The organism is Cecembia sp. (assembly GCF_007126775.1).
In the GTDB taxonomy this organism is placed as follows: Bacteria; Bacteroidota; Bacteroidia; order Cytophagales; family Cyclobacteriaceae; genus Cecembia.
Window position 1 is genome coordinate 1 of sequence record NZ_SLAP01000222.1, and the last position, 11,997, is coordinate 11,997.

Below are 11,997 nucleotides of genomic sequence, written 5' to 3' on the forward strand. Positions count from 1 at the left end.
TGGATGGAACGCGGATGACGCGGATTGGGCTGATGGTCGCAGATTTTTTGATGGATTTTTGGAACAGTATAACTTGTGTGTTATTTTCGGTGGAACGCGGATGACACAGATTGGGCTGATGGTCAAAGACAAAAATCAGGTTTAATCCATTTGATCTGCGTGATCAGCGTTCCATTATCCAAAGACCACTGTTGATGCAGATAGGGCTGACAATCGCAGAAAAAAATCTGTGTAAATCTGCTAAATCAGCGTTATCTGCGTTCAAAAAAACATCAATCTAAATATAGTCCCTTATGCTTAACCTCGGATTTGTAAGTGCCATTCTTGCCGAAAACTCTTTTGAAGAAGTCATTGACTTTGCTGCTGCCAACCAATTCGAATGTGTGGAAATCATGTGTTGGCCCAAGGGCAAAGCTGAAAGAAGGTATGCCGGCATCACCCATATCGATGTGGATAACTTGGATAAAGGCAAGATTGCCTATATCCAAGAATATGTCGGAAACAGAGGCATTTCTATCTCAGGACTAGGCTATTATCCCAATCCTTTGGACGTCGATCAGGAAAAAAGCGATTACTATTTTGCTCATATTAAAAAGGTCATCCAAGCAGCAAGCAAAATGGGGCTTGGAGTTGTCAACACCTTTATTGGTGCGGACCATACCAGAAGTATTTCCGATAACCTAAAAACCTTTGCGAATAAGTGGCCAGCAATCATCAAGTTTGCCGAAGATTATAATATCAAAATTGCCATCGAAAATTGCCCCATGTATTTTACCGCCGATGAATGGCCAAGCGGAAAAAATCTGGCCCATACCCCCGCTATTTGGGATGAAATGTTTTCCATTATTCCTTCCGATAATTTTGGACTGAATTACGATCCCTCCCACTTGGTATGGCAGCAAATGGATGAGATTCAACCGATATACGATTACAAGGACAAACTTTTCCATATCCACCTTAAGGATGCCAAAATATATCGCAATAAACTTAACCATGTAGGGACGATGGCCCACCCTTTGGAATACCATTCTCCAAAATTGCCTGGACTTGGTGATGTGAATTGGAGGGATTTCTTTTCTGCTTTGACCTCGGTAGGCTACAGGGGACCGGTCTGCATTGAAGTAGAAGATAAAGCCTACGAAAAAACCGAAGCCGATAAATTCAAAGCAATTCTGACAAGTAGGAATTATTTGAGGCAGTTTTTAGGATAAAGCAAACTGGATTTGGTCTGTAAGACCTTTTTATATTGGGGGAAATAGAATTTAATCAATTGTTTTTTAGGCTTTTATACATTTTGATGTTATTTTTAAATGTATCATTTCTGCTTAGAATAAAAATAAATTCAATACATGGGTTCTATTTTTACGACTTCTGATTCATCATCTCTGGGAAAATACCAAATTCTAAAATCCCATTTCCAAGACTGTTATAGAGAGTTACGCAGTCTTGCCTCGAGTAAATTGCGCTTCGAGCATCAGGCATATACATTGGATACTTCTGCCTTGGTACATGAAGTTTATCTGAAAATGGACCAACAAAAAAAGATGATCGAAAATAAAGGTCAATTTATGGCAATTGCTGCCATTGTAATGAGGAGGTATTTGGTGGATTATGCAAGGCAGAAACAAAGAATAAAGCGGGGTGGTAATTATATTCAGCTTACACAAGGAGCCTTAAGCCATGTTGTTTTGACAACTCCCGAGCAGGTCATTGAACTGGACGAGTCTTTGAAAAGGTTGAAGCATTTCAATCCACGGCTCAGTCGTGTAGTTGAATTTCATTTTTTTGGAGGTTACAAGCATGAAGAAATCGCAGAAATGTTGGAAGTATCCATAGACACGGTAAGACGGGATTGGAGATTGGCAAAAGCATGGTTAAGTAAGGAACTCAAAAATTGAACCGATGAGAGCAGTCAATGGAAATTGGGAAAAACTCGAGGAGCTCTTTCATGAGTTGACCCAGCTTTCAGAAGACAAGAGAAACTCCAGACTAGCGACGATTTCTAAAGAAGACGCTGACCTTTTTGAACAATTGAACGCTCTTTTAAAGGCTGATAAAACTTCACATCCACTGTTTCAGGCTGAGTCGAGTAGTATTTTTTCTTTGTTGGCAAGTGACCAAGAATTGTTGGGAAGTAGGCTCGGTGCTTTTGAATTGAAGGAAGTTGTCGGACAGGGTGCTATGGGTACAGTCTTCAAAGGACACCGTGCAGACGGTCACTTTGATCAGGTGGTTGCCATTAAATTGATGAAGCCCCTATTGATCAATCCCACATTTCGTGATTATTTTGAAAGAGAGCGACAGATTTTGGCCAAACTGAATCATCCTAACATTGCCAGACTTTATGATGGTGGATTTACGGATGATGGCCGGCCTTTTTTCACCATGGAATGGGTTTCCGGGAAAAATCTTATTGACTATTGTAAAGACAATAATTTGGGGTTGTATGAGCGCCTAAACCTTTTTGGGCAGGTCTGCCTTGCCGTCCGATATGCCCATCAATCTCTTATTGCCCATTTAGATCTTAAACCCCAAAATATCATCATCAATGATGAGGGACAAGTAAAGCTATTGGATTTTGGGGTTTCTAGAATGGTGGAGGAAGGATTCGAAAAAGAAAGTGGCTTTACCTTGGCCTATGCTGCCCCGGAGCAGATTGAGCGGAACAATCCAAGCACCGTTTCTGATATTTATGCATTGGGCGTGATATTGTTTGAATTATTGAATGGTTATCATCCCTACGAAAAGCTATTTAAAGATCCTCAGGGATTGAAGTCAGCTATTTTAAAGGGAAATGCAACTTCTTTCAAGCTTTCAGAGATGTTTGGCAAAATTCGGTTTTCAAATGACTTAGAACTCATTTGTCAAAAGGCCATGGAAGTCCTTCCACAGCATCGCTATGCATCAGTAGATGAATTGGACCGTGATTTGTATGATTTTCGGAAAGATTATCCCATCACTGCACATGCTAAAGCCTGGACCTATCAGGCTCAAAAATATTTGCGACGGAACAGGACCGTGTTGGCTGTAGCAAATAGCGCTTTTTTCATCCTTTTGGCGATGGGTCTTTATTACACATTTCAGCTTCAGCAGCAAAGAAATATTGCTCAGGCTGAGGCCAAACGTGCCAATCAGATCACCAATTTGATTACTGATATATTTTCGGCAGCAGACCCGAATATTGGAGGAGCAGATACCATTACAGCGGTTCAACTTCTAGATGAAGGATTAAGAAATCTGGAGAAAAATCTTGGAGAGGACCCTGAGATCCTTGCCTCAATGCTGACTAAAATCAGTCCCATTTATCTGAGTTTGGGGAAATATGAAAAAGGTAAATCCATTGCAGAGCAAGCATACCAAATCAATTCGAAATTATTCTCCTATCCACACCCTCTTCTTGCTGAAAATGAACTATTGATAGGAGATGTCTATTTTTTTTATGGAAAACTGGATTCAGCTGAGTATTTCTCCAAAAAAGGCCTAAGTCAATTATTGGAAACAAATACCAATGATGAAATGAAACTGGCAAATGCCATGCTAGGAATTGGCAACATAGTTTATGAATTGGGAAGGTATGAAGAGGCGGATTCCATAAACCGGATCATCTATGCTATTCATCAAAAGCATCTTACAGCTCCCCACATTTTATTGGCCAATGATCTTCACATGTTCGGATCAAATAGACGGAAGATGCAAGAATATGATGATGCGGAGAAATACCTGTTGGCTTCATTGGAGATGAAAAAAGAGCTTTTTGAAGAACCTCATCTTGAACTGGCATTATCCTATAACCACATAGGTAGCCTATACCAAAACAAAGGGGATGTTGAAGCATCCATCCCTTACATCAGAAAATCTCTTGAACAAAGAGACGCTATTTTGGGGGAAAATCATGTAGAAACGATGGCCAGTGTTTCCAATTTGGCAAGAGCATATTACCAATTGGGTAGATTTGAGGAGGCTTTGCCTTTGTACATATCGTCATTTTCAGTGGTTTCAGACTTGTTTGGAGAAGAACATTATTACTATTCCGCAACGGCAAATACTTTAGGTATGACCTATTTTAATTTGGGAAATATCCAAGAGGCAAAAATTTACCTTTCCAAGTCTGTTGAAGTAAACAAAAAGCTTTTTCCGGAAACAGACCGAAGAAATGCCACCAGCATGATGAACCTTGCCAAGGTTTTTGCCAGTGAAGGCAACCATTTAAATGCTGTAGAACTTTACCAAAAGGCTTATAAAATCTTTAAAGAAACAGAGAAAAATGACCTTCAGCTTATATCCCAATGCCAACAAGCACTAGGAGAGTGCTCGCTGGCCTTAGGTAATTATTCTACCGCCATAGAATACCTTGAAATGGCTTTACTGAATAACCAATCCTTTGACAATATTTCACAAGAAACCATTTCCAAAATAAATGGCTCTTTAGAAAAAGCGTATTTGGCAATGAATAATTGACTAATCAAAGGCTGGATATAAATCCAATCCAGCCTTTGATTCTTTTTCTCCATGAGCTTTAACACGGAGTTGTTTTAAAGTTAATTGAAGTTAAACTGGAATTGGTTTCAAAGCAGGCTCTTGTGGGCCTGTCCCAATTTCTTTCGGCAAGAAATTTCCAACTGAAACCATCAAGGAACTCTACTGTCAGTTTGATATCAAAGGATCCTCCCGGAACAGTTCTGGTCACTTTATTCTGTAAATTAATATTACCGCTATTAATGGTTCTGTTGTAAGTAATTCCATCTATTTGCTGTTTATAGGAAATTCTGTATCTAATTATAGGGCCAATAAGTGCGGCATTCCTATTGATAACTGATACCTCTCTAGCAGGATGTTGATTTTGGGTACAGGTTTCTATTTGGTAATCGGTGGTGTATCCTAATTTTGCAAAACTGTTATCTTTAAGAAACCTGACTGTATATGCTATTGGTACACCAGGGTTACTTCTGCTAAAAACTGCGTTTTCACCTTTTATAATTGATTCAAGATCACCAAAATTGGTAGCGGAAACAATTTCACTGGCCACCTCTGCATTTCCACCTATTGCCAAACTAGTGATATTAGATGTATTAAGAATACTCTTGTACTTACTTTCCAGAGAACCTGAAGCATTTTTTAATCCAGTAGCATAATTAAAGGCCCCTTCAATTTCCAAATCAGAGGCCATGGTTGTTGTAACCATCCTAAACATAATGATTCTACCATAAGCAACAGAGTGAACATAGGCAGGCGGAGCTTGAGGACCAAAAGTGGATTCCACTTGGGAAAGCGAGACTTTGCTACCGAAAAAATCCGAAGGCTTGCTTGGCACATCCAAGGAAACAGTATAAAAGACCTGCTTGAATACCATCATTGCTACTTTTTGGGTCTTGGTAGTTTCGTATTTAAGTTGGGATTCAACATTTCCAGCTGCCCAACTGACATTCAGGCCCACATCCATACTCAATTGCTGGTAGGAATAGGAAGTTGAAATGGACGTGGAGGAATTGGCAGCATTGATATATCCTTCTTGGGCGGCATTTTGGTGCCACCAGTTTAGTGCATCATCCAATTGCGTCTGAACATTGGAATTGTCAGGTTTTTCCACTTTGATTGTACCTTTTTCTCCCATACCCGGAAGATCCAATCTCATTGAAACCGGGGCTCTGTCTAAATTGACAGGGGTCGGCAATCCTCCCATCATGCTTTTATCTCCAATAACCAGGGATCCTGGATATACAATCCCGTTGGTAGGCCGCAGCACCGCTATTTCTTCAAAATTATTCCTCAAGTTGTACCTTTCCGTAGTACAAACTACAGTTCCACCACTTACACCTGTCGAGTTCGTGCTTTCCCCTACTTTTGTTCTTAAGCTTGATGAATTACCGGTGTTTTGTACATTCAGTAGCTCATTTGCATTATAGCTTAATGTTGAAATAAGGTCGTTAATCTCCGGGGCATCCGGAGAGATTGCTGATGGTTCCTCTGTTTCCTGGCAGGAAAATGCAATGACGCCCATTAGCGCAAAAAGCAACTTAAAATTGAATTTGAATAAATTTTTCATGGCGTATAGATTATTGGTTATAATCGGTACGCGCCATTTATTCCCAAAAGTGGTAATGAAGTTGAAAAAATTGTGGAGTTATTTGAGTCAGTTCTTGGAATAAGCGAAAAAAAAGGAATGATTCTGCTTTCTCCTTTAATGAAATCCCGTCCGACAGCAATTTTTAAATCTACAGGGTTAAAGGCTTTTTAGTTTTTTTAACTAAAATTAATTTCTTTGTTGAACTAAAATTCAGGACTTTTGAATCTCAAACTTAATATTTATCTACTCATGCAAACAAAACATCTATTCCTTCTTCTTTTCTTATTAGCCTTTGCTCCTATTGTCTGCTTCGCTCAAGAGGAAAAGCCAAAATTACAGTATTCCATTGGAGGGGGTGCTACCATTGATGGTAACAACCTGCTATGGGGTCTCAACATGAGCAATGAACTTAACTACAGATTAGGAAAGAGAATTTCTCTGAATGCCGGGCTGTCCTTTTATCAATCTCTCGGAAATCTTGAAAATAGAGCCGTCAATGGTTTGGCGGAAAATATTGACCAATCTTCGGGTATTTTTATTACGCCTACCTTGAGATATGATATACTACAGCGTGATTCAGGATTTAAATTGTCCTTTGGAGCAGGCCCCTCTCTTCAGTTGGGCGGAGAGGCATTTAGAGCTACAAATATCTTTAATACCGCAGATCCAATGCCAATGACTTTTGTGAATAAGTACCAGCGGATAGGACTTTTGTTGGAACTGGAGGCGGAATGGAAAACAAAGAATCCCAATGTCAGGAATGCCTTGGCCCTTTCAGCCTATGGAGCGGATTATTATTTTCCATGGTTTATAAATGCTACTTATAAAGTGCGGTTCAATGTTGGGAAAAAATAAGATTATGATATAAAATATGGATTCCATTTTATGGGTATTAGGCTGAATATTTTGATCATAATCGAAACTTTCAGCCCCTTTTTTATTTGAGATATTCATTTTTGTGATGATTTCAGCCCATGGAAAGTTATCCACATTGTTCTGGGTACTGACATTTGATTGCTTCGATAGAATTTTGAGACTGCATTCCTTTCCAAAGTCAATTCTTACCAATCAAAATTTATCCTTAACCCTTAGGGTAATTACCGATAGGATATAATTTTTATCTTTTATAATTTCAGGAAAAGAGATTTTTATTTTCCCATTTTCCCAAAATCTATCTCAACCCATTAACCTATGAAAAAGTATTTTCTGATTGCGCTGATCTTTTGCTTGAGTTTTTATCAAGCCATGGCTCAAACCGGCACTAAAGAACGCATCAAAGTCTACAGTACAGCCTTGGAAGGAAACCTGATCGGTGACCTGGCTGAAAGAGAGGTCACAGTCTATCTTCCTCCATCCTATCAAAAAAATCCAGATAGCCGCTTTCCTGTGCTGTATATGCTTCATGGCTTTACAGACACCGACTCCCAATGGTTTGGCTGGGAGAATCACTGGATCAATCTGCAAACTGTCATTGAGCAGTCTATAGCCGAGGGCCTTTCCAAAGAAATGATCGTGGTCATGCCCAATGCCTATAACCGGTTCAAGGGCAGTATGTATGCAAGTTCAGCTACAGTAGGTGATTGGGAAACTTTCGTTACCAAGGAATTGGTCAAGCATATCGATGACAATTACCGCACATTAGCCCATAAAAATAGTCGCGGATTGGCAGGGCATTCTATGGGAGGCTATGGCACTTTACGATTGGGCATGAAAAATCCTGATGTCTATGCGGCTATATATGCCCTTAGTCCTTGCTGTATGGACGGTGGAGCCAATACCAATGCAGAACTCATAAAAAAGTTGGAGACTTTAATTCCCGAACAACTGGAAGGAGCGAATTTCTTCGAAATTGCGACAATGGCTACTTCTGCGGCATTTGCTCCCAACCCACAAAACCCACCATTTTTTCTTGATTTGCCAGCGAAAAATGGTGAGCCCCAAGAAGATGTTATCAATAAAATTATTGCCAACCGGACCTTGAACTTTGTGGACCAATACATCCTCAATCTAAAAAAATTGAAGGCCATTGCTTTGGATGCCGGATTACAGGATAGGGGAATCAGCGAAGCAACCAAATCTCTTCATGAAATATTGGAATCATACCAAATCCCACACTTCTATGAAAGCTATGAAGGCGATCACCTTAACCGCATTGCAGAAAGGATTCAGACCCATACGCTTCCCTTTTTCTCCAAGAATCTGGTATTCTAAAGTACTCTTCAGAAATCAGCGGATAGCATCAAACAGCCCGCTTCTTGATTATTATGGAGTAGAAGATGTAAATAGAAAATGGGAGATATGGATCTGCTTGGAAAACAGTGTGTGGAGGCCTAAGACTTTTGGAAGAAAAAGAAGTTAAACTCTAATTACTCAGAAGGGAAATCATTAAGGGGGAAGAAAGCGGTAGAGCTGAATATTTCTTAGAATCTTTCATGAAAAATCCGATGTGATTAGCAGGATAAACAAGCATTAAACCCAGATTGTGCATGATGTTTTGTAATAGAAATTTTAATGCATATTTCTTCCATATTCCACGAAGTATTTAATACTTCCACTTATTGGCCAAACTCACCAAATGTAGCATCACTGGCACTTCCACCAAAACACCTACAACAGTCACCAAAGCGGCTGGGCTATCCAAACCAAATAAGGCAATGGCCACTGCTACAGCCAACTCAAAGAAATTGCTCGCTCCGATCATGGATGCCGGTGCGCAGACTGCATGTCTGAGTTTTAGTTTTCTTCCTCCAAACCAAGCGATGAAAAAGATAAAGTAGGTTTGGATGATCAAGGGAACTGCAATAAGCAATATGATCAATGGATTATTAAGGATATTGGGTCCTTGGAATGCAAAAAGCAAGATCAAAGTCAACAGCAATGCAATGATGCTTACTGGTTTGAATTTCGGAAGGAATTCTTTTTTAAACCAATCTTCACCTTTATTTTGAATTATTATTTTGCTAGTAATGACTCCAGCTAATAGAGGTACAACAACAAATATTACCACTGATGAAACTAATGTTCCATATGGAACCTCAACATTAGTAATGCCCAACAAAAGCCCAACTAAAGGCACAAAAGCCACCAATATAATCAAGTCATTAACTGATACTTGCACTAAGGTATAATTAGGATCTCCATCTGTCAAATAAGACCATACAAACACCATGGCTGTACAGGGGGCTACACCCAGTAAAATTGCACCTGCAATGTATTCACCAGCCATTTCTGGTTCTATGTAGGCCGAGTACAATTGATCAAAAAATATCCAAGCAAAGAATGCCATGGTAAACGGCTTGATAAGCCAGTTGATGACCAATGTCCAAATCAAACCTTTGGGCGCTTTTCCTACGCCTTTGATACTGCGAAAATCTACTTGTAACATCATTGGATAAATCATCAACCATATCAGAATGGCAATCGGCAGGTTGACATTGTAGATTTCCAAATCCGACAAGACCGAGATATCATCTCCAGCCAAATGACCGATCAGAATTCCCACACCTATACACAAAGCAACCCATAAAGTGAGGTATTTTTCAAAGAAGGCGATTTTCTTGGTTTCAGACATTTTTTGTTCAATTGATATATATGGAAATACAATAGAAATAAAGTGAAATATTATGGAAACAAGATTAAAATATGATTGAAATACGTTAGAAATAGAGTTATTACATATTTAGCCGCAGGCATATTGCTACCATATTTCACGATGTGAATATCAATGTTATTTCGTTTTAATCCTCGAAAACACATAAAGCAATTCCGACGCAATCTGCAAGGATCGTTCATCATATTTCAATGCCTCCTGATCGGTATCATCAAAGGCTTTCGGATCTTCATAGCGCACTGGGATTCTGGCTTCCGCACCGGAAATAAAAGGACAGTTTTCATCTGCATGGGAACAGGTCATCACTGCTGCAAAACCGGAAGATGCATTGGCGGGATCATCATAGACTTTGCTGAAGGTAATAATGGGATCTTCATCATCCGAAAAGAAGACAAAGTATTTGGGATTGCCATTTCCTTCTTTGCTTACCTTAAATCCAAATCTTTTGATAGAGGCCACGGCCCTTTCATTGAAGGCAGTTACTTCCACTCCTCCTGAATAGGAGTTGATGTCAAAACCATGATAAGCTGCGGCCACCTTTCCCCAAATCTGGGAAAATTGACTCCGCCTGGAATTATGGGTACAAATAAAATTTAGGTTGATTTCTTCATCTTGATCGATTTTTTGCTGGAGATAATCAATCAGCACTTGAAGAACCGCTTTGCGTTCATCAGCTATCGGCAGCGCCTGCGCTTGCTCGATATAGGTTTGGAGGGTTGGGTATAAGTTCATATTATATTGTACCAGGTACCAAGTACGATGTACCAAGACTTCACCAAACTTGGTACATCTTGTCCGCCGTGGCGGATGGTACATTGTACTTCGTACAATTCCTAACAGCATCCCGAACCAGGTTCACAGCTGTTCGCTGTCTGGAGAGAAGCCAGAGAGACTCTGATTTTTGGTTTTTCAGTGACAGGTCCACAGCAGGCAGCAGCTTTTTCTTCAGGTGTGGTAGCTCGGTCCTTAGCTTTGCAGGTAGTTTGATCAGCCGTGAGTTGCACGATTAGAGCATTTCCTGTGTCTTTAATGTTATGGACTGGTAGCACGGCAGTTGGGAATACCGAATTACCATACTCAAACTTGATCTCTGCATCCGGATAGGTTTCCCTTACGCGATTGACCACATCAAAAATTTTCATAGCCTTGCTAGTGTCCACTGCATGATTCGGCTCAGGGATCTCATTTTCCCATAATTGCACATGTACTTCTAACCATTGGTTGCGGATACCGCCACAGTCCACCGTATCAAAATTGACGTTTTTGATCTCAGTGATGTGATAATCGGTCCTTACATATTGACCTGTCTGGTATTCAAAGAAAAGTACCTTTTCGGGGTTTTCTTGAAGGATGTTGGTGAATTCGGTTGTTTTCATATTTATTTTTTTTTGTACCATGTACCAAGTACGAAGTACCAAAAAGGCTCCATACATGGTACATTGTACTTAGTACTTTGTACAATTTTATCCTAGCAGCAGCCAGATATTTTTGGAAAGCCAGTGAATAATTCTTGAAATAGATTTTGAATCTCTACCCAGCGGATAGGGTCTATACAGTAATTGACGGAGACACCTTCTATACTGCCTTTGATGATTCCAATTTCTTTCAGTTCACGGAGATGCTGGGAAATTGTGGCCTGTGCCAAACCCAGTTCCTGTACTAAATCTCCATTGATACAGGAATTGGATTGGATCAGAAATTCCAGAATGGCCACGCGTGCTGGATGTGCAAAAACTTTGGCAATTTTTGCCAGTTCGTTTTGCTTTTCTGTGAAGAGATCTGTTTTGGTAACACCCATTTTTTAGACAGTTAGAGATTAGAAGCGAGAATCTAGAGATTAGATTTTAGAAGCAAGAGTTAAGAAATAAGGTAGAAATAAAGTGGAAATATGATAGAAATACTAGGTCGCAATGTTCTAAGTCAATTATTCACACCTATTTTTGAAACCCTATTTCAACCGTATTTCGCGTAGCTTATTTCTAAATTTATTTCATTTATAATTACATCGCAATATTACGATAAATATTTTATGACACAAAAATGTTTTACATTTTTCCTAAATTGAAACCATGAAAGCATTGATAGAACTCTGGAAAGAAGGCCGCACGCGATTGATAAATCAATTGTCAAATATCCAGCCCGAAGACCTCACCAAGAAATTAGGCAACAGTCCAAATTCTGCAGGCTTCCTAATCAGGCATTTGGCCGAAGTGGAATTGCTTTTTGCTAAAAATGTATTTGGCAATATGGAGGTGAAAGTGGATGCCCAAACCTTAAAGGCCGGAAAAGATACTGAGGAATGGACGGATTTAGAGTCCTTGAA

At 39.7% G+C, this 11,997-nt stretch carries 12 protein-coding genes; 7 read left to right on the plus strand and 5 right to left on the minus strand.

Going from position 1 to position 11,997, the window contains the following annotated elements; all coding sequences use genetic code 11:
• Window positions 1-293: 293 nt before the first annotated feature.
• From QZT73_RS14670 to QZT73_RS14680, 3 genes are all read left to right on the plus strand, one after another.
• Window positions 294-1,211: a sugar phosphate isomerase/epimerase family protein gene (locus QZT73_RS14670; protein WP_291785377.1), complete on the plus strand. Its 918-nt coding sequence runs from the start codon at window positions 294-296 to the stop codon at window positions 1,209-1,211.
• A gap of 138 nt (window positions 1,212-1,349) precedes the next feature.
• Complete coding sequence (locus QZT73_RS14675; RefSeq protein ID WP_291785373.1) at window positions 1,350-1,898, plus strand: ECF-type sigma factor; 549 nt, start codon at window positions 1,350-1,352, stop codon at window positions 1,896-1,898.
• A gap of 4 nt (window positions 1,899-1,902) precedes the next feature.
• Entirely contained in the window at window positions 1,903-4,458 is a 2,556-nt protein-coding gene (locus QZT73_RS14680) for a serine/threonine-protein kinase (RefSeq protein WP_291788935.1), read from the plus strand.
• A gap of 58 nt (window positions 4,459-4,516) precedes the next feature.
• On the opposite strand, the gene QZT73_RS14685 is transcribed toward QZT73_RS14680, so the two are convergent.
• Complete coding sequence (locus QZT73_RS14685; RefSeq protein ID WP_291785367.1) at window positions 4,517-6,043, minus strand: thiol-activated cytolysin family protein; 1,527 nt, start codon at window positions 6,041-6,043, stop codon at window positions 4,517-4,519.
• Window positions 6,044-6,313: 270 nt separating this feature from the next.
• Here QZT73_RS14685 and QZT73_RS14690 point away from each other — a divergent pair, with 270 nt between their 5' ends.
• The 3 genes from QZT73_RS14690 to QZT73_RS17030 all read left to right on the plus strand — a co-directional run bounded on the left by QZT73_RS14690 (window position 6,314) and on the right by QZT73_RS17030 (window position 8,430).
• Window positions 6,314-6,919, plus strand: coding sequence for a hypothetical protein (locus tag QZT73_RS14690; protein WP_291788937.1), 606 nt, complete (start codon window positions 6,314-6,316; stop codon window positions 6,917-6,919).
• Window positions 6,920-7,255: 336 nt separating this feature from the next.
• Window positions 7,256-8,275, plus strand: coding sequence for an alpha/beta hydrolase-fold protein (locus QZT73_RS14695; protein WP_291788939.1), 1,020 nt, complete (start codon window positions 7,256-7,258; stop codon window positions 8,273-8,275).
• Between the two features lie 71 nt (window positions 8,276-8,346).
• Entirely contained in the window at window positions 8,347-8,430 is an 84-nt protein-coding gene (locus tag QZT73_RS17030) for a type II toxin-antitoxin system ParD family antitoxin (RefSeq protein ID WP_363331099.1), read from the plus strand.
• 176 nt (window positions 8,431-8,606) lie between these two features.
• Here QZT73_RS17030 and arsB read toward each other — a convergent pair whose 3' ends face one another.
• The 4 genes from arsB to QZT73_RS14715 form a co-directional block, all read right to left on the minus strand.
• A complete protein-coding gene (gene arsB, locus QZT73_RS14700) occupies window positions 8,607-9,635 on the minus strand; it encodes an ACR3 family arsenite efflux transporter (RefSeq protein WP_291785359.1) in 1,029 nt (342 codons plus the stop codon).
• A 156-nt stretch (window positions 9,636-9,791) separates the two neighbouring features.
• Window positions 9,792-10,406 carry a protein-tyrosine-phosphatase gene (locus QZT73_RS14705; RefSeq protein WP_291785354.1) on the minus strand — a complete coding sequence of 205 codons (615 nt, stop codon included), beginning with the start codon at window positions 10,404-10,406 and terminating at the stop codon, window positions 9,792-9,794.
• A gap of 101 nt (window positions 10,407-10,507) precedes the next feature.
• Window positions 10,508-11,050: a DUF6428 family protein gene (locus tag QZT73_RS14710; RefSeq protein WP_291788942.1), complete on the minus strand. Its 543-nt coding sequence runs from the start codon at window positions 11,048-11,050 to the stop codon at window positions 10,508-10,510.
• 92 nt (window positions 11,051-11,142) lie between these two features.
• Window positions 11,143-11,472, minus strand: a complete 330-nt coding sequence (locus tag QZT73_RS14715; protein ID WP_291785350.1) for a metalloregulator ArsR/SmtB family transcription factor — start codon at window positions 11,470-11,472, stop codon at window positions 11,143-11,145.
• A gap of 271 nt (window positions 11,473-11,743) precedes the next feature.
• Here QZT73_RS14715 and QZT73_RS14720 point away from each other — a divergent pair.
• The coding region (locus QZT73_RS14720; RefSeq protein WP_291788946.1) for a DUF664 domain-containing protein at window positions 11,744-11,997 on the plus strand (254 nt) is incomplete at its 3' end.